This is a genomic window from Paraburkholderia sp. SG-MS1 (assembly GCF_012275575.1).
Taxonomy (GTDB): domain Bacteria; phylum Pseudomonadota; class Gammaproteobacteria; order Burkholderiales; family Burkholderiaceae; genus Paraburkholderia.
This window is the reverse complement of record NZ_NPIH01000239.1, coordinates 54,873-72,314: the sequence shown is the minus strand read 5'-3', so window position 1 is coordinate 72,314 and position 17,442 is coordinate 54,873. Positions and strand designations below refer to the sequence as shown.

At 61.5% G+C, this 17,442-nt stretch carries 14 protein-coding genes; 2 read left to right on the top strand and 12 right to left on the bottom strand.

Going from position 1 to position 17,442, the window contains the following annotated elements; all coding sequences use genetic code 11:
• Positions 1 to 90 precede the first annotated feature (90 nt).
• The 5 genes from CIC12_RS23370 to CIC12_RS23355 all read right to left on the bottom strand — a co-directional run bounded on the left by CIC12_RS23370 (position 91) and on the right by CIC12_RS23355 (position 6,714).
• Positions 91 to 2,463: a filamentous hemagglutinin N-terminal domain-containing protein gene (locus CIC12_RS23370; protein WP_168667401.1), complete on the bottom strand. Its 2,373-nt coding sequence runs from the start codon at positions 2,461 to 2,463 to the stop codon at positions 91 to 93.
• The gene (locus CIC12_RS33315; RefSeq protein WP_238812843.1) at positions 2,460 to 2,723 is read right to left on the bottom strand and encodes a hypothetical protein; all 264 of its coding nucleotides are present in this window, start codon (positions 2,721 to 2,723) and stop codon (positions 2,460 to 2,462) included. The genes CIC12_RS23370 and CIC12_RS33315 overlap by 4 nt, the downstream gene beginning before the upstream one ends.
• Before the next feature lie 114 nt (positions 2,724 to 2,837).
• Positions 2,838 to 3,962: a cytochrome c peroxidase gene (locus CIC12_RS23365; protein ID WP_168667399.1), complete on the bottom strand. Its 1,125-nt coding sequence runs from the start codon at positions 3,960 to 3,962 to the stop codon at positions 2,838 to 2,840.
• 153 nt (positions 3,963 to 4,115) lie between these two features.
• Complete coding sequence (locus tag CIC12_RS23360) at positions 4,116 to 5,909, bottom strand: alkaline phosphatase family protein (protein ID WP_238812835.1); 1,794 nt, start codon at positions 5,907 to 5,909, stop codon at positions 4,116 to 4,118.
• Between the two features lie 544 nt (positions 5,910 to 6,453).
• Positions 6,454 to 6,714: a hypothetical protein gene (locus tag CIC12_RS23355; RefSeq protein ID WP_168667442.1), complete on the bottom strand. Its 261-nt coding sequence runs from the start codon at positions 6,712 to 6,714 to the stop codon at positions 6,454 to 6,456.
• Positions 6,715 to 7,041: 327 nt separating this feature from the next.
• Between CIC12_RS23355 and CIC12_RS23350 the strand changes: the two genes are divergently transcribed.
• Complete coding sequence (locus CIC12_RS23350) at positions 7,042 to 8,481, top strand: esterase-like activity of phytase family protein (RefSeq protein ID WP_168667440.1); 1,440 nt, start codon at positions 7,042 to 7,044, stop codon at positions 8,479 to 8,481.
• 126 nt (positions 8,482 to 8,607) lie between these two features.
• On the opposite strand, the gene CIC12_RS23345 is transcribed toward CIC12_RS23350, so the two are convergent.
• From CIC12_RS23345 to CIC12_RS23330, 4 genes are all read right to left on the bottom strand, one after another.
• Positions 8,608 to 9,039, bottom strand: a complete 432-nt coding sequence (locus tag CIC12_RS23345; protein WP_168667397.1) for an NUDIX hydrolase — start codon at positions 9,037 to 9,039, stop codon at positions 8,608 to 8,610.
• 202 nt (positions 9,040 to 9,241) lie between these two features.
• Entirely contained in the window at positions 9,242 to 10,531 is a 1,290-nt protein-coding gene (locus tag CIC12_RS23340) for an MFS transporter (protein WP_168667395.1), read from the bottom strand.
• A 109-nt stretch (positions 10,532 to 10,640) separates the two neighbouring features.
• Entirely contained in the window at positions 10,641 to 11,969 is a 1,329-nt protein-coding gene (locus CIC12_RS23335) for an MFS transporter (RefSeq protein WP_168667393.1), read from the bottom strand.
• Between the two features lie 53 nt (positions 11,970 to 12,022).
• A complete protein-coding gene (locus tag CIC12_RS23330) occupies positions 12,023 to 13,297 on the bottom strand; it encodes a glucarate dehydratase family protein (protein ID WP_168667391.1) in 1,275 nt (424 codons plus the stop codon).
• 209 nt (positions 13,298 to 13,506) lie between these two features.
• Between CIC12_RS23330 and CIC12_RS23325 the strand changes: the two genes are divergently transcribed.
• On the top strand, positions 13,507 to 14,211 hold the full coding sequence (locus CIC12_RS23325; protein WP_168667389.1) for a GntR family transcriptional regulator: 705 nt from the start codon (positions 13,507 to 13,509) through the stop codon (positions 14,209 to 14,211).
• 79 nt (positions 14,212 to 14,290) lie between these two features.
• Here the strand turns inward: CIC12_RS23325 and CIC12_RS23320 are convergent, their stop codons facing one another.
• From CIC12_RS23320 to CIC12_RS23310, 3 genes are read right to left on the bottom strand one after another with little or no spacing between them, the layout of a single operon-like run.
• Positions 14,291 to 15,073 (bottom strand): amino acid ABC transporter ATP-binding protein, encoded by a 783-nt coding sequence (locus tag CIC12_RS23320; RefSeq protein WP_168667387.1) that lies wholly within the window; start codon positions 15,071 to 15,073, stop codon positions 14,291 to 14,293.
• A 31-nt stretch (positions 15,074 to 15,104) separates the two neighbouring features.
• Positions 15,105 to 16,073, bottom strand: a complete 969-nt coding sequence (locus CIC12_RS23315; protein WP_168667385.1) for an amino acid ABC transporter permease — start codon at positions 16,071 to 16,073, stop codon at positions 15,105 to 15,107.
• Positions 16,074 to 16,099: 26 nt separating this feature from the next.
• Complete coding sequence (locus CIC12_RS23310; protein ID WP_168667383.1) at positions 16,100 to 17,383, bottom strand: NAD(P)/FAD-dependent oxidoreductase; 1,284 nt, start codon at positions 17,381 to 17,383, stop codon at positions 16,100 to 16,102.
• Positions 17,384 to 17,442: the final 59 nt, after the last annotated feature.

Sequence of the window (17,442 nt, the reverse complement as noted above, 5' to 3'; positions counted from 1 at the left end):
GGCCGTGAGTACGCTTCGCCGACCAGCAATCGATCATCCAGGCTGCGTTGAAAAGCAGCCGTCGATTCCGCCCATTTCGCGCCGCCAGGCCTACCGGCGCAGCGTAGGTAGCGAACCGGCCAGCCACGTGCCGTTCGCGCTGAAATCCCACGTCGGGCCGAAGCTCGCCGGGTCTCTGAACTGTGCTTCCGTGAGTCCGCTCGAGGCCGCCACCGACGTGCCCGCGCCGATGCCCGCCGACGCTCCTGACGTCTCGCTGTTCCAGAACACGTTCGCGGCAATCGAGCCGCTGTTCGTACCAGCGATGCCGCCCGTCGTCGAGTTCGCGCCCAACGGGAGATGCGACCAGGCATACGACTCGCCGATGGAGCCCGCATTGCTGCCAACCAGTCCTCCTACGGTCATCGCGCCGCCGCCTAACGGTTCCTGCGCATACGATCGGGAGATCGCGCCGTTGTTCGTACCGACGAGGCCGCCGACTGTGCTTTGCGCACCGGCGGTCACCGAGCCGAGGGTGTAAGACTTGTCGATGGAACCACCGTTGACGCCGACGAGCCCGCCGACCTGGCCCGCGCCGTGGATCGTCACGCCAGCCCACGACTGCTCGATGCGTCCAAGGTTCTCGCCGACCAGCCCGCCGACCGCCGTGCCCGTATTGCCGACGGAATTGATGGTGCCTGTTGCGCCGTCATTGACCATGTACCCCGAGTTGATCCCGGCTAGCAGTCCGACCGGTGCTCCCGAGGAGGTCGCCGTGCCACCCCCGAGCGTGAAATTTCGCACGACGCCGGTTTCGCCGATTGCGCCAAAGAGTCCCGTATCGGCCGCAAAAGTCAAATCCGCAGGGAGATGCCCCATGCCGTCGAACTGACCGGTAAACGGATTCGCTGCGGTGCCGATGCCGCTGAAAGGCGGCGCAGCCGCGAATTCCAGCCCCCCGGCCCCCAATGCGTAGGTGCCAGCGAGGTTGTTATTCACCGCGACCAGGTCTGCCATGGTGTTGACAAGCTGATAAGCCGTGAATTGCGTGACAAGCCCGCTGAACGGCGCAGGGCTCCAGGCGGTGTCGGTGCGGACATCGCCACGCGTGAAGCTGCCGTTCCTGTCGTAAAGCGCCGCGACGATACCCGTACTACGTGACCAGTCGATCGTACCGAGATTGACTACGCTGCCGCCGTTGTCAAATCCGTGAGTATCGGCGGACAGCTTGAGAGAGCCGGTGCCCGTATTGGCGATGTCCGCATGCGGTGCGACAGTCAGCGAGTGCGCGGCATTGAGCGTCAGTGACGCGGCCCCTTGCCAGCGCACGCTCGACTCGACCACGATGTCGCCCTCGCCGCTCGCACCATATTCGCCGTCGGCGCCGATCGCTTCCACGGTGACGAATGCGCCACGGCTCAGACTCGCGGCGAAGGTGCTGCTCGTGCTGGCATCGGCGGTGAAATCGCCGCTGGTGATATTCCACACTTTCGCCCGAACGTCTGCGCCGCCGACCTTGACGCTCCCGGCGGACATATCAACGGTGCCGCCGCTACCGTCCGCATTGCGCGCACTGATCTGCGCCCCGCTCGCATCGACATTGCCGGTGACGCGGTTGCCGGCCTGATCGAACGTGCTGGCGACGAGCCACACATGGCCGTCGCGCGTTGCAGTGCCGGTGGCCCGCAGCGCGGCCGAACGGCCCGCGAGCGCGAAGATATTGCCGTCGGCCGCCTGCAGGTTGATCAGCGCCGCCTGCACGGTGCCTGTGTTCGTCACCGTGCCGCCGCTTCCTATCCTCACGAAGACTTGCTGATACTTGCCATCCAGTAACGACACGTTACTGCCCACGGCAAGTTCGGCATTGCCGTTCGGCGCATCGATTTTTCCGCCGTTCGTGACCTGGTTGGCTGATATGAGAAACACGTCCCCGCCCGACGAACTGATCTTGCCGAGATTGACCACATTCGCTGTGGAGTTGCCTGTGTACAACGCTCCCCGGTACCTAGGTGGATTGAGAAAATCGCTGTTGGAGACATCCAGTGTCGAAGCGACGAAGCGCGTGCCCGTCGATACCGTGCCGCGTGGTCCGATAAGCACGCCATTCGGATTGACAAGATAGATGCTGCCGGTGCCCGTCAGGGAGCCATAGATTGCCGAAAGATCTTTACCGGTCACGCGATTGAGTGTGGCGCCCGTGCCGTTGTCGATCGACACCTTCTGGCCCGCTCCGATCGAAAAGCTGTTCCACTCGATGATGCCCCGCGAGTCAGATTGCGTGATGCCCAGGTTCGCACCGTGCTGAGCGATGCTTCCCGAGCCAGCGACAAAATGGCCGCCTTGTGGCAGGATGCCCGCGGCAAAACTCAACTGGCCCGCGAACAGCCCTGTCAGCGAGAGGCCGATAACGAGCCACGTATCCTGGATGGGGCGGCGGCGGCGGCGTGCGCGCTTCACGCGCGCCGATCTGACAGCATGGCTCATAAATCACCTTTCTGCGTGAGTGCAAAATGATGGGCCAACCTATGCGAGGCGATCGGGACCGACCGCGTGCGCCCGTGTATGGAAAGTAACACGCGGCGATGTCGAGATGCGTCTAAACCTAGACCTATTGAGACGAAACACTCGCGCTGCGTCTTGTCCGTGATCGCCGGCAAACGCAGGTCGTAGCGGAAACCGAGCTGCACGAGAATGCCGGTTTGACCATCAGCGACGGCCAGACGCGGCGTGCTCTGCGCGTACATGCAACCGCCTGATTCTCCGGGTGGATCATCAGGAAACACGGCGGGCACGGACCGCCGGCACCACCACGATCCCACGGCGTCCGGCCTGCCTCTCGGGGCATCAAGCTTCAGCCGTCAATGCACCGCGGTATTTCCCGCCATCTGCGCATCGCTATCGTTCAAGGTCTTGAGAAACGCTATCACGTCGCGAATGTCACCTTCCGACCAAACCGGCTTGCCGCCCTTGTGATTCGTCATCGGCGCATTGAGATGGTCGACGTTCCTCTGGTACTTCACTGGCAGGTCGTCAAACTGCTGCTTGCCACCCGGATGCGGATACCACTTTTGCGGGTTGGTGTCGCGTTGCACATAGAAGCGCAAGGAGTCTTCCAGCGTATGGAAGCGGCCGTTGTGAAAGAACGCCCGGCGCGTCGCGACGTTGCGCAGCGTAGGGGTCCTGAACATACCGCAATACCAGTCGGTATCGGTCTTGTCGGTCCGGATCGGGCCGCACAGTCCCATGTCGTAGTACTTCGGATCCGCGTTCGCCGGGATCTCCGGATTGCGCGGCACGCCTAGCGTCTGAAAGTTGTAGTCGGTGAACGTCGGGTGCGCACCGGCAGCGCCCTTTTCGACCAGGTGGCAGGATGCGCAGTTACCGCGCTCAGGGTCGTTGAAAAGCGCAAAGCCACGCGCTTCCTGGGTGCTGAACTGCGCTTTTCCGTCCAGTACCTTGTCGAACTTGCTGTCGAACGGCTGGAAGCTGGGATCGTCGAACTGGAAGCGCTCGAGCGCCTTGCCCAGTGCGGCGAGCGCATCGGAAGGACGCGAAAAGATATCCCGGCCGAACACTGCGCTAAAACGCGCGGCATACGCACTCCTGCTCAATTTAGCCGTGACGTCGGCGGCATCCGTATTGCCCATCTCGTCGGGGTTCAACAGAGGGAAGGCGGCCTGGGCGGCAGGGCTGTCGAAGCGCCCGTCCCAGGTGTAGCCGCCAGACGGCATGTTGTCGCCGTCTTCGAGGCGTTCCTTGAAGCTGCTCGCGTACGTATGCGTCCAGATCGGCACCCGGCGCAGATAGCGCAACGAAGGCGTCGCGCGTGTGCCGGCATGCTTCATATCGATGCCGCCCAGTTGCACAGCGAGGCCGTTGGGCGGACCGTAGGCATTCGAAGGGCTGTGACAGCTCGCGCACGACTGTTTGCCGGAAGCCGACAGCGACGGATCGAAAAAGGCCAGCTTGCCGATCTCGGCCATATCCTTGCTGGACGGCGCCGCGGAAACCGTAGTAACGGCGGGGGCGCCGATGGCTTCTTCCTGGCGGCCGCATGCCGTCAGGAAGAGACTTGAAATGAAAAAAAGGGCCGCCCCCCGGGCGGTCCCTTTAGTAAAGAGAAAAAGCATTTATCTTTATTGGTTGAAGATGTCGGAACCGAAAGTCGCGAGGTTCGAATCGTCCGCATAACCGAGATACTCAGGAATACCGAAACGGTTTTCCAGGCTCTTGAGCAGCGAATAGTGGTTGTAGCCCGTATCGGAAGTGGTGCCTGCCTTGATGAACGGCGACAGCAGCACTGCGCCCGTGCGGTCACCGCCAACACCGTCGTAGTGCATGCCGATCTGGATCAGCTGAACGGTCGACGGAAGCAACGCGGTGTTGATACCCAGCGTCGATGCATAGGCAATCGGCAGCGTGGACATGACCTGATCTTCAGGACGCTTGACGTTCGGACCAGTCTGCTGCGTGCAGCACGAAGCGCCCGGCAGATTGATCGTGAGATTCATCTGCGAGTAGCTGGCGTTGAACGACGTGGTCATGGGCGAGCTGGCCGCATTCGATTCGTCGAAGTTGATGATGATCAGACCGTCCTGCTTGTAAGCCGCCGAAGCCTGGATAATCGGAACCCACTTCTTCAGGAACGCGTCGATCGACGTCAGGCCGCCGGGCGCACCGCTCTTGCAACCCTTGCCTGCCGCACCCGTGCCGTCGCCGTCGTGGCCGTCATCGCACAGGTTCGGCGTGATGAACACGAAGTTCGGCGTGGTGTCGATCGACTTCAGATCGTTTTCCAGATTGTCGTCGAGATTCACGACGTGCTGGTCGCAATAGTTGATGTCGTCGATGATCGAGTGGAAGTACACGAACGGATTGTGGCGAGTCGCGTAGGCATCGCCCTTGACGTCGCCGGACGCGGAACCCGCTTGGGCCGATTGCGTACCGTCGACCGCCTTCGCCGGATCCGAGCCTGCCAGCTTCGCGGTACGGGTCGGGAAGCTGCACGACTTCGTGCCGTCGCGGTTCAGGTCATTGCCCATATCGCCCATGTAACCCTTCCAGCTGAACTTGGCGTTATCGAGCTGGTTGGCGAGCGTCTTGACGCGGGCCGGATACACGCATCCGCCGCCGGCGTGACCGTTCGCATCCGTGCCGGCCTTCAGGACCTTCGGATTGCTGCTATCGTTGCCTGCATCGACGATGTCGGACCATACACTGAAGCAGTCGGTCTCGGTATCGACCGTCGAAGGCTGACCGCTCATCATCGAGATGTAGTTGTCCAGACTGACGTGGCCGGTGCCGTAGTAGTTGGTCAGCAGCGCGCCTTGCGGAGCGAGCGACTTGAGATACGGGTCCTGGCCGCTAGTAGCCGAACCCGTACCAAAGGATTCGTCGTAGTTCTTATTCTCTAGCGTGATCACGAAGACGTGACGCACAGCCTTCGAACCGACGACCGTCTTGATGTAGTCGTCGCTGGCCGCCTTCACGCTGGCAAGGCTGCTGTCGCTGTTGAAGTCGCCCAGCAGCTTGTCGGCGGACACACCGCCGTATTTGGCTGCCAGTGTGTTCTTCGCGTCGCTCAGCGCCGCGCCGCCCGTCACCAGTTGAGCCAATTGCGTGGTAATGGCGCTCACCGTGCCGGTCGCGCCCTTGGGCGCCAGGAAAAACGCGCCGGAACCGAACGTGGTGCCCATGTCTTTGCCATTGACATCGTTTTCCCGGGCGTTGGTCAAATCGGCGACCACATTCTTCCAGTTGCCGTTGTTCTTGTCGCCGATGGAGAATTTGCCCTTGGCGTCGCTCACCGTGTACGGTTCGTCGCTGTCGCACTTGCCGTTGTCATTGAGGTCGAGACAGAGCTTTGCGTTCTGGATGTAGCTGCCGAGCACCTGGCCGGAAACCTGAGGCGTCGTGTCCGGGGAGGTCATGTCATCGTTCCCGCCACAGGCGCTCAAACCGACCGCCAGGCCGATACCGGCCAGTAGGGCCAAGGCACCCTTGCGCCCTATCAGGTTCTTGTTCTTCGAAAAAATCACGTGGGGGCTCCCGTCGCACGCCGGGCAGGCAGCGTCTTCACGCTGGCTCGCCCGATTGTTGGATTTATTACATCGGCGCAGGAGCTTAAGATAGTTATGTGAAAGTTCGGTTACATCGGTGTAATGAACCGGGTTGGGGCGGCGCGGTGAGATTCGCGCACGCTGGAAGCAGACGTCGTGAAGTCGCAGCCGCTATCGCTCGCACGTTCCTGGGCGGCAGAAAACGGTTCGTCGAGCGCCGCCGGACGGAGGTTCGGATGGCTGCTATATCGACTATCCTGTTCGCGCGAAGGTGTTTGGCTTGAGGCACGCGCGCCGATTGAGTGCAGATCGCATGCGCGGATCAGTGATAGCGGATGAAGGGGGAAGACAACGGCAGCCGCATCTCGGTGTTCTTGCACCGAACGGAGCGCCATCAACGGCAGGCAAGGCCTGCTTATTCCTGCTGAAAATCCGTCACGAGCGGCGTCAACGGCAAGTCCATCGTGTGTGCCTTATCTGCGAGATGCGCTAGCGCATGGCTCCCATCGGCGCGCGCGGCCGCCTCAAGCGAAAAGGAGCTTTTGCTGAAGGCAACCAGTTTGAATCCGCTTCCCGCGACTCGCGGGACGGTGATACCCCAATGCCAGCCTCCCTCCTGCTCGAAAACGTGCAATTCAGGGACGGCTGGGCGGTTCGAAGCCAGGAAAGTCGGCATGTCGCTCTCCGTCATATCAAAACAAAGCTTACGGCTGTAGACGTTCATGACCTAGTCTATACGCATATTGCTGCAATGCAATATCCCGCACCGAGAAAAAGGAAGATCGTTGGGCGGCACGTTTCTGAAACAAGCCCCACATCACGCAGCCCGATTCCGTTTCACCCTCATGACACGAAAGTTACCCAAACTTTCGATGGCTCTGCGTGAGCCCATGAAGGCCGGCTTTTGCGGCTACCTGACGATGTTCTCTCGAAACAACTGAAGGAGATATCCGTGCTGAAATTCAGACCGCTCGTGCTCACCGTAATCGCCTCGCTCTTCGCGATGTCGAACGCTCATGCCACCGTCAATCTAATCGCGAAAGGTCAGATTAGCGGCACGATCTCCGACCTGTCGCGCGAGACGGCGGCGCCGCTCGAAAACGGTGCGCCGGGTAATCTGCTCGGCGGTATCGGCTCGGGCATGAGCTTCGCGGGCTGCAATACGTTCGTCGCTTTGCCTGATCGCGGCCCCAACGCAATTTCGTACAACGCGGCGATCGACGATACGGTGTCGTACATCAACCGCTTCCAGACGTTGCGACTGTCGCTCGTCGCTGCGCCGTCAGGTTCGGATCTGCCTTACGCGCTCACGCCGAAGCTGGTCGACACGACGCTCCTGCACACGGCCGACCGGCTCGTGTACGGCAACGGCGCCGCGGCCGGCGTGCCGGACGGTGCACCCGACTTGAACCGCCAGAACCACACGCACTACTTCACGGGGCGCTCGGACAATTTCGACCCGACGCACCTGTCGACGAATCCGCTCGATGCGCGCCTCGATCCGGAAAGCATCCGGGTAACCAGCGATGGACAGAGCGTGTTCATTTCCGATGAATACGGTCCGTACATCTACCGTTTCGATCGCCGCACGGGGCGTCGGATCGATGTCATCAAGCTGCCTGACTCGTTCGCCGTGTCGACGCTCAGTTCCGTGGGCAACACCGAAATCAGTGCGAACACATCCGGTCGCGTGGCCAACAAGGGAATGGAAGGGCTGGCGATTTCGCCCGATGGCAAAACACTGTTCGGCGCGATGCAAAGTCCGTTGCTGCAGGACGGCGGCACCAACGGTGGCTTCAGCCGCATCATCCGTATCGACCTGCGTACCGGCAAGACCCAGCAGTTTGCGTATCCACTGACCAACATCGGGACTGCATCGAAGCCGAACTATCCGACCATCAGCGACGTCGTGGCAGTCAACGACCATGTGCTTCTGATGGATGAGCGCGATGGCAAAGGCCTTGGCGATGATTCGACCGCGGCGTTCAAGAAAGTGTTTCGCATCGACCTGGATGGCGCGCAGGATATCAGCCAGGCAAGCGGCGAAGCGGGCCTCGCGCCTTATGCTCTGCCGAAGTCGCTCTTTCTCGATGTGGTTGCCACGCTGAACGCTCACGGCTTCAGCGCGCAAGACATTCCAGCGAAGCTCGAAAGTCTGACGTTCGGCCCTGACATTGTGATGAACGGCGTGCGCAAGCACACCTTCCTCATCGCGAACGACAATGACTTTCTCGGCAATGTCACCGATTCGAACCATCCGGCCGGCATCGCGAATCCAAACCAGTTCTTTGTCTTCGCAATGGACAAGGACGATCTGCCGGATTATGTGCCTCAGCAGTTCGCCGACGTTCACCGGCTTTCTGGCCATGCCGGGGAATGCAGCTTCGTGGAAGATGAGCGGGACGAGCATGGGCACTCGGGACATCGGCCTTTCGGGTTCTGACTGGTTGTCCGTGCCCGGTCGGTGCGCATGCGCAGTTGCCGGCAAACGCATGGCTTCGATGAGAATGAGGTCAATGGCGCACATCGGCTCAACCGTCGCATCGGCAAAAGATGCGCGAGCCTGCGCCTACCGTCTGAAATCGGCCAGTTGGACGCCTTCACGAATGCGTTCGAGAGCATTGGCCACGTAGTCGACGGTGGGCGCAGGCGGGTTGTCCAGTTTCGCCCATACGAAGCCGGAGCATTTGTGCGGCTCCATGTTGGTCAGGACGCCTTGCCATGCCCGGCATGATAGAAAAAAACTGATGCGGTTCTGTTCCGAATCGCGCCTCATCACCAGCGAGAAGTCGAGCGTTCCTGGTGCAATCGTGACGCCCGCTTCTTCCTTCGATTCGCGGATTGCACACGCCTCGATGGATTCGCCCGGTTCCAGATGGCCGGCCACCAGCGAATACTGCCCGTCCCGATGTCCGGTATTGGCTCTCTGGATGAAGAGGCATTCGTCGTTGTCGTTCAGAAACAGAACATGCACATCGACGACACTTTGCATTCGGGTCATTTGTCAGGCACCAGGTATGAATGGCGAGTGTAGCCTGATGCGGTATGTCGTGTCGGGGTGGCTCCGGCTTCTAATAAATGCACCGATGCCCGCCAGTGCATTGGCGCAACCTCATCAATTGACAGGCAACCACGTTCTGCGGCGCGATACCGGTCCAGTATCGCGCCTGCTCTGTCATCAGGACTTCAACGCGCCTCAACCGTCAATCGCGCAACTTCACAGGCGTCATACGCGGCATCAACACATGAATGATGCCAAGCGCCACCAGATAAGCCGACGCCCCAACAGCGAAGAGGGCCCAATACTGACCGGTGCGCTGCAACGTCTCACCGATGACGCCCGAGAAGAAGAACGAACCGACCATCCCCGCCACGCCGCCGATACCCACCACCGTGCCCACCATCCGGCGCGGAAACACGTCGCCAACGGTCGTGACGAGATTCGCCGACCACCCCTGGTGAGCCGCCGCCGCCAAACCCACGGCGAAAACGGCGTACCAGAGACTCTGAAAATGCGACAGCGTGGCAATCGGCAGCACGCACAGCGCGCAGATACCCATTGCAACCTTGCGTGCAATATTGGGTTTGTGGGCACGCTGCATCAGCCGCGACGACAGCCATCCGCCCGCCACGCTGCCGACCGATGCCATCGTGTAAATGGCGATCAAGGGCAGGCCCATATTGCTGATGTCGATATGCCGCGATTCATTGAGCCATTTGGGCAGCCAGAACAGATAGAACCACCACACCGGATCGGTCAGCAGCTTGCCAAAGACGAACGCCCACGTTTCGCGGTACTTCAGCACCGAAAGCCAGCTCACGGGTTGCTCGACGCTTTCGTCGCGGTCCGAATTGATGTAATCCAGCTCGGCCTTCGATACCGACGCATGCTCCGCCGGAGGACGGTACACCAGCATCCACACCGCCAGCCACACGAATCCTGCCGCTCCACCGGCAATAAACGTCGCGCGCCAACCCCACGTGACGGCAGCGATCGGTACGAAGGCAGGTGCCACGATTCCACCGATGGTGGCGCCCATGTTCCAGAAGCCCGTGGCCAACGCGCGCTCCTTCTTCGGGAACCAGGTGGCCGTGGTGCGGATGGCGACCGGGAAATTGGCCGCCTCGCCGAACCCGAGCAAACCGCGCACGGCCGCGAAACCGGGGACGCTCGCCGCCACCGCATGGAGCATCGCGGCGAGGCTCCACATCGCCATCGCACTGCCGTAGACCACCTTGGTGCTGATCTTGTCCGCAATCCGGCCGAACGTCGCGAGACCCACGGCATAGGCGACCGTGAACACCATCACGGTTTGCGCGTACTGGACCTGCGTCCAGCCAATGTCTTTTTGCAGCAGCGGCGCGAGCAACCCGAGCATCTGACGATCCATGTAGTTGATCGTCGTCGCAAAGAAGATGAGCGCGCAGATCGTCCATCGGTATCGTCCGACTGCCGTTTGATCGGCGACGGATTGGGTTCCTATCATTTTCATCGTGTGTCCCCAACGTTGGTATGAAGGGCCGCGGTATCCTCGTGAAGACGGCGGATACCGGGACCTGAATGTCAATATGAAATGCTTGGCAAAGCGCTCCGCATGCCGCCTATAGCGCGAGGGCGCGCCGCCCCTCGCGAGGCGTCATGCGGGCAAAGAAAACGACCCCGGCGGCCACCACCGACATCACAGCCAGCCCGGTGAGTCCGCCTTCGATCGAGCCGGTCTTCTGCTCAAGCAAGCCGAAGGTCGCCGGCGCGACGAAGCCGCCCAGGTTGCCGATCGAATTGATCAGCGCCAGCACCGCTGCGGAAATCCGCGCGTCCAGATAGCCCTGCGGAATTGGCCAGAACAGGGCGGACGCGGCCTTGAAACCGATCGCCGCAAAGCAGATCGCGACGAACGAGAACATCGGGCTGCCCTTGCCAGCCGCATACATGCCGAGCGCGGCGATCAGCAGCACGCACGCAACCCATGCCTGCTGGAATTTGAAGCGCGCCGCGAGCATGGCGAAGAAGTACATCGCCACGATCGAGATCAGCCACGGGATCGAATTGAAGAGCCCGACCTCGAAGTCGTTGAAATGGCCCATCTTGCGAATGATGCTGGGCAGCCAGAACGTCGCACCGTAGATCGTCAGCGAGACGGAGAAATAGATCACGCAGAAGATCAGGATCTGCGGGTCGCGCAGCAGGCTCCACGCCGACGGCGTGACCGCGTGCGCCGCATCGCGCTGGCGCTGCTCGTCCTCGATCTCGGCGACTACCGCATCCTGTTCGGCACGGCTCAACCACCGGGCGTCGCGCGGATTCGAGTCGAGCCAGAACCAGATGAAGCCGGCCAGCACCACCGAGGCCATGCCTTCGATCACGAACATCCACTGCCAGCCGTGCAGGCCGCCGCCGCTGATCAGCATCAGCGCGCCGGAGATCGGCCCGGAGAGCACCGAGGCGAGCGCCGAGCCACTGAGAAAGATCGCCATCGCTTTCCCGCGCTCGTCGCGCGGCAGCCATTTGGTGAAATAGAACACCACGCCGGGAAAGAAGCCAGCCTCGGCCGCGCCGAGCACGAGCCGCATCGCGTAGAACGACATCTCACCGCGCACGAAGGCCATACCGACCGCGGCCAGCCCCCACGTGAACATGATGCGCGTGAGCCACGCCTTCGCGCCGTAGCGTTGCAGCAGCATGTTCGACGGCACTTCGAAGATCGCATAGCTGACGAAGAAGAGTCCTGCGCCGAGCCCGTATGCGGCCGCGCCGATACCGAGATCGGCGCTCAAGTGCTGGCGGACAAAGCCGATATTCACGCGGTCGATGTAGTTGACGATGAACATCACGACGAAGAGCGGCAGCACATGCCACTTGATCTTCCGGACGGCAATTGCCAGCGCGTCGACTCGGTCCACGCCGGCCTGGGCCGGATTGGATCTGCTCATGGGGTTGTCTCCTTGGTTGGCAATGCGCGTCGCGGAACGGCTGTCCGCGCTGGTCAGAAGCGCGGGTTCTTGCCGGTGAAGCTGGGGTCGTACTTCTGCATCTGCTTCAGGTCGTCGCGATTGCGCACGCCGCACGACAGATATTGCGCATGCAGTTCGGCCAACCTGTCGCGGTCGAGTTCGACGCCGAGGCCCGGCGTGCTCGGCACACGCACCGCGCCGTTATCGAAGCTCACGCGGCCGCCCTTGATGACTTCTTCCTCCTGCCACGGGTAGTGGGTGTCACAGGCGTAGGTCAGGTTGGGGATGCTCGCCGCGACGTGGGTCATCGCCATCAGGCTGATGCCGAGGTGCGAGTTGGAGTGCATCGACATGCCGAGATCCCACAGCTTGCACATGCGCGCGAGGGTCTGGGTCGCGCGCAGGCCGCCCCAGTAGTGGTGATCCGAGAGCAATACCTTGACCGAACCCATCTCGGCGCCGCGGCGGAAGTCGTCCATGGTCGTGATCACCATGTTGGTGGCGAGCGGCAGGCGGGTGTGCTTCGCCAGCTCGGCCATACCGGCCAGCCCCGGACACGGGTCTTCGTAGTACTCGAGCAGTTCGTCGAGTTCGGGCGCGGCCTTGATGCTCGTTTCGAGCGTCCAGTTGGCGTTCGGATCGAGGCGCAGTGGCACACCGGGGAAAGCCTGATGCAGCGCGCGCATGCATGCGATTTCGTGCGCCGGCTCGAACACGCCGCCCTTGAGTTTGATGCTCTGAAAGCCGTACAGCTCGATCATGCGGCGTGCCTGCGCGACGATCTGCTCCGCGCTCAGGCCTTCGCCCCAGGCATCGGGTGCATACGGTTTCTCGACGTGCTCCGCGTACTTGAAGAAGAGGTAAGCGCTGTAGGGCACGGCGTCTCGCACCTTGCCGCCGAGCAGGTCGACGATCGGCGCGCCGACGATTTGCCCCTGCAAATCGAGCATCGCGACTTCGAGCGTGCTGATGACCTTCGGCGCGTTTTTCGCCGCGTGCGAGCCGGGCGCGAGTTCGAATTCGACCGCGCCGGGCGCCGCTTTGATCGACGCGCGCACGCGCTCTTCCATCCGGTTCAGGTCGAACGGCGACAGACCGATCACCAGCGCCTTGGCCTGTTCGAGCACACGCAGCATCGGCTCGTCGCCGTAAGTCTCGGAGATGCCGACGCGGCCGTCGCTCGTCTCCAGTTCCACGATCGCGCGCAAGGCCCACGGCTCGTGGATGCCGGCTGCGTTGAGGAGCGGGCCATCGCGAAAAGCGATCGGCGTAATTCGCACTTGGGTGACGGTGATGTCCCGAGTCATGGTGGCAATCCGGCAGATAAGGGGGGGAAGTTGTTGGACGGATAGTAAAGCACTAATGTATTAGTGCGTTACTGGGGTTAATACTCCCCTCCGCGCGGCGGGAAAATGCTTGGACGCTCGTAGAAGGCGGCTGGGCGTCGGCTATAGTATTAATATTTCAGCGGGTCGGATCAGCCGTTTCGCCCGCGCCCACGCTTTTCCGCTCTGCCATGAAAACCAACGCTTCCCTGTCGACGGCGTGCCGGCTCGACCGGTCCCGCCACGCCGCGCCGCAAGTATTCGAACGACTGCGCGAAATGATCCTGTCGCTCGAACTGGCGCCCGGCACGGTGCTCTCGCGCGCCGATCTGGCGACGCAGTACGGTCTGAGCCAGACACCCGTGCGCGATGCGCTGATGAAGCTCGGCGAGGAAGGCCTTGTCGACATTTTTCCGCAGCACGCCACCGTCGTGAGCCAGATCAACGTGACGTCGGCGTTGCAGGCGCATTTCCTGCGCCGCTCGATCGAACTGGAGGTCGTGCGCACGCTCGCGGAGCAGCGCGATGTCGCATTGATCGCGCAGTTGCGCGCCACGATTGCAGGGCAGATGGAGCTGCGGGATCTCAAGAATTACGAGCAGTTCTCACTGCTCGACCAGAGCTTTCATCGACAGATGTACGAGGCGGCAGGCGTGCCGCAACTGTGGGACCTGGTGCGCAGACTGAGCGGCCACATCGACCGGCTGCGACGTCTTCACTTGCCCGTGGAAGGCAAGACAATGGCGGTGGTGCGCGATCACACCGAGATCGTCGATGCGATCGAGAAGGGTGATGTCACGGCCGCGCAGGCGGCGCTGCGCAAACATCTGTCGGGTACGCTGAATCAGGTGGATCAGATCCGCACAAGCCATCCGAATTTCTTGACGGACGACTGAAGAGGGTCGGCGAGGTATGGGCGAACGCCGTTGTTGAAAGCCACCCCACATCGCGTGAATGGCGTACCGGCAACCCGACCTAGTCCGCCCTCACGACCTGACAAAGAAATTGCTTGAGCCGCGCACTACGAGGATGATCGAACACCTCCCGCGGCGTCCCGGTTTCGATGACGTCGCCCTGATCCATAAACACCACGCGATCCGCAACCTGCCTCGCGAATCCCATCTCGTGGGTCACGCAGATCATCGTCATGCCGGAGTCTGCCAGCCCGATCATGGTTTCAAGCACTTCCTTGATCATCTCGGGATCGAGCGCCGACGTCGGCTCGTCGAACAGCATGATCTGCGGCTGCATGCACAGCGCGCGTGCAATCGCCACCCGTTGTTGCTGGCCGCCGGACAGTTGTCCGGGATACTTGCCGGCCTGCTCGGGAATGCGCACCCGTTCGAGATAGTGCATCGCCAGCGCCTGTGCATCGGCCTTCGACATCCGCCGCACATGGGTCGACGCGAGCATGCAGTTTTCGAGCACGGTCAGGTGCGCAAACAGATTGAACGACTGGAACACCATCCCCACCTTGCGGCGAATCGCATGAAGCGTGCGCACGTCGTCCGTCAGTTCGACGTCGTCGACGCGTATTCGTCCCTGCTGATGACGTTCGAGCCGGTTGATACATCGAATCAACGTGGATTTGCCCGATCCAGATGGGCCGAGAATCACCACCCGTTCTCCCGGCGCAACGTTCATGCTGACATCGCGCAGCACATGAATCGCGCCGTACCATTTGTTCACGCGGTTCAATTCCACTGCTGGCACACTCGCTTGCCGCAGCTGTTTTTCAACGCTCAACGTGGCTTCCATTGCGCTTTCCTCGTCAGTGTCAGCGAGCCGTTCATCGCACCGATTTCCTGAACCTGCGCTCGATGCGTGACTGGATCACTTCGAGCACCATCGACAACAGCCAGTAGATCAGCGCCGCCGAGATCAGCATTTCCATGTGCCGGAATTCGCGCTGACCTTCGGTCGTGGCGACATACGTCAACTCCCATACGCCGACCACCGACACCAGCGAGCTGTCTTTCAGCATCGCGATGAACTGGTTGCCCGTCGGCGGAATGATGACCCGCAGCGCCTGCGGCAGAATGACGAGCCGCATCATCATGCTGTGACTGAGGCCCAGTGCGCGCGCCGCGTCCCACTGTCCCTTCGGAATGCTTTGAATACCGGCGCGGAAGATCTCCGTCATGTACGCGCCATAGCAAAGCGACAGCGCCGCCACACCGGCAGGAATCGGGTTCACGATATAACCCAGTTGCGGCAGGCCGAGATACAGAATGAAGATCTGCATCAGCAACGGCAAGCCGCGAAACAGCGACGTATAGAACGTCGCGACGCCAATCGCAATGCCACTCGACGACAACTTCGCCAACGCGCCGATCAATGCGAGCACAAATGCAATGGCGATTGAAATCGCCGAGATATACAGCGTTGTCGTGGCGCCCTGCAGGATCAGATAACCAATTTTCCTTTCGATGAATTCGAACGAAAGATTAAATGTAGAGAAGAACAATACGACCAGCAACGCCAGCTCGCACCACACGACGATTATCTGCAGCCGCAGCGACAGACGCAGCAGCAGATAGCAGTTGGCGACCAGCGCGGCAAGCACCACCGCGCCGCCCAGCAGTTTGGTGAGCAGTGCCGCGTCGATGCCGAGTGCAGGCAAGCCGTGCGTCATGCCGGCAATCCACTCGGGCGCAAGTTGCACCGCGTAATATCCGCCGAGCAGCAACGCGCCGAGCAAAACGAGCACAGGGCCGGGGTTTCGCTTGTCGACGCCGGTAGCCTCTTCTGCAAACATGTGTTCCTCCTGTGAGCCGCGCGCGGTCACGCAGCGCGTTCGCGCATGAAATCCATCAGCTGGTAGTACCAGTAGGTGAGCTGAACGGCGGCGGTGCCGGCAGGGCCGCCGTTCCATTCGAGGCCGAACGGCGCAAACAGACGGTAGCGGTCGGTTTCGCCAGTGATGCCCTGGGCGATCAGACGGCCTCCGATAGCGGTCGTGTTCATGCCGTGACCGCCGAATCCCATGCAGTACCACACGCCTGTTTGCAGACTGCCGATGAGCGGCATCAGATGCCGTGCATACGACATGCGCCCAGACCACGCGAGCTCCACTTTCAGCGGGGCCAGTTGCGGGTAGGTATCGACCATGCGCTGGCGCAGTACTTCGGCAAGGCGGTCCGGCTCGGAGCGGCGCGTCGTGATCATGCCGCCCCAGAGAATGCGCTCGCCGTCGTCGACGAGGCGGTAATAGTCGCTCGCGCGGCGGCTGTCGCCCACCGAGGCTCTCGTGCGAATCGCCGTCGCAATCAGGTCGCGCGCCGGTTCGGTAACGAGCATGTAAGTGGAAATCGGCAGATAGCTGCGCGCGAGCCGTGGCACCACGGTGCCGGTGTAGCCGCCACAGGTGAACACGACGTCGCGAGCGGACACGCTGCCATGAGCGGTTTTGAGACGCTTGACGGCGGATGAGCCATCCATCGACAGCACTTCCGAATCTTCGAATACCCGCCCGCCGAGATGCTCGATTTCCGCGACCAGCGCCCGCGCGTAGTTCAGCGGGTGAAAATGGAAGCCCCGCTCGTTGTAGATAGCGTGTCGATATTTGTCCGACACGAGCAGCTCACGAATTTCTTCGCGCGATTTGAAGCTGACGTCGTATTGAAACTCGCGAGCAAGCCATGCCTGGTACGCCCGCATTTCCGCGGTGTCCTCGTGACGGGACACGCGTAACACGCCGCTAACCGGCTGCGCTTCCTGAATCCCGAGCCGCTGGATATTGTCCGCCACGATGTCGACGCCTTCTATCGACATCCGGTAGATCGACTTCGCGTCGTCGACGCCCACGCGCTGCACGATCCGCCCGAAGCTGGTCGAATAGCCGGGACTGACCACACCGCCGTTGCGTCCCGATGCGCCCCACGACACGCGCTGCGCCTCGAGCAGAATCACCGAACGGCCACGGCGCAGCAATTCCAGCGCCGTGGTGATTCCCGCCATCCCCGCGCCGACGATGCAGACATCGGCCTGCATCGCGCCGCTGAGCACCGCTCTCGGCTCGACCGTTCGTAGTGTCCGGGTGTAATAGGTATCGAGGTAAGAAGCCATCTTCTGATTCGCGCCGGTTGTTGTTCTTGTCGATCAGGCGCTGCGGCGGCGCAAGTCGC

Excerpts from the sequence above, each read along its gene's own strand:
- CIC12_RS23325 (WP_168667389.1), top strand. The coding sequence starts at position 13,507 with ATGAAAACCAACGCTTCCCTGTCGACGGCGTGCCGGCTCGACCGGTCC.
- CIC12_RS23360 (WP_238812835.1), bottom strand. The coding sequence starts at position 5,909 with ATGACCTCCCCGGACACGACGCCTCAGGTTTCCGGCCAGGTGCTCGGC.
- CIC12_RS23355 (WP_168667442.1), bottom strand. The coding sequence starts at position 6,714 with ATGCCGACTTTCCTGGCTTCGAACCGCCCAGCCGTCCCTGAATTGCAC.
- CIC12_RS23310 (WP_168667383.1), bottom strand. The coding sequence starts at position 17,383 with ATGGCTTCTTACCTCGATACCTATTACACCCGGACACTACGAACGGTC.
- CIC12_RS33315 (WP_238812843.1), bottom strand. The coding sequence starts at position 2,723 with ATGTACGCGCAGAGCACGCCGCGTCTGGCCGTCGCTGATGGTCAAACC.
- CIC12_RS23365 (WP_168667399.1), bottom strand. The coding sequence starts at position 3,962 with ATGGCCGAGATCGGCAAGCTGGCCTTTTTCGATCCGTCGCTGTCGGCT.
- CIC12_RS23330 (WP_168667391.1), bottom strand. The coding sequence starts at position 13,297 with ATGACTCGGGACATCACCGTCACCCAAGTGCGAATTACGCCGATCGCT.
- CIC12_RS23345 (WP_168667397.1), bottom strand. The coding sequence starts at position 9,039 with ATGACCCGAATGCAAAGTGTCGTCGATGTGCATGTTCTGTTTCTGAAC.
- CIC12_RS23315 (WP_168667385.1), bottom strand. The coding sequence starts at position 16,073 with ATGTTTGCAGAAGAGGCTACCGGCGTCGACAAGCGAAACCCCGGCCCT.
- CIC12_RS23340 (WP_168667395.1), bottom strand. The coding sequence starts at position 10,531 with ATGAAAATGATAGGAACCCAATCCGTCGCCGATCAAACGGCAGTCGGA.
- CIC12_RS23350 (WP_168667440.1), top strand. The coding sequence starts at position 7,042 with ATGTCGAACGCTCATGCCACCGTCAATCTAATCGCGAAAGGTCAGATT.
- CIC12_RS23335 (WP_168667393.1), bottom strand. The coding sequence starts at position 11,969 with ATGAGCAGATCCAATCCGGCCCAGGCCGGCGTGGACCGAGTCGACGCG.
- CIC12_RS23320 (WP_168667387.1), bottom strand. The coding sequence starts at position 15,073 with ATGGAAGCCACGTTGAGCGTTGAAAAACAGCTGCGGCAAGCGAGTGTG.
- CIC12_RS23370 (WP_168667401.1), bottom strand. The coding sequence starts at position 2,463 with ATGAGCCATGCTGTCAGATCGGCGCGCGTGAAGCGCGCACGCCGCCGC.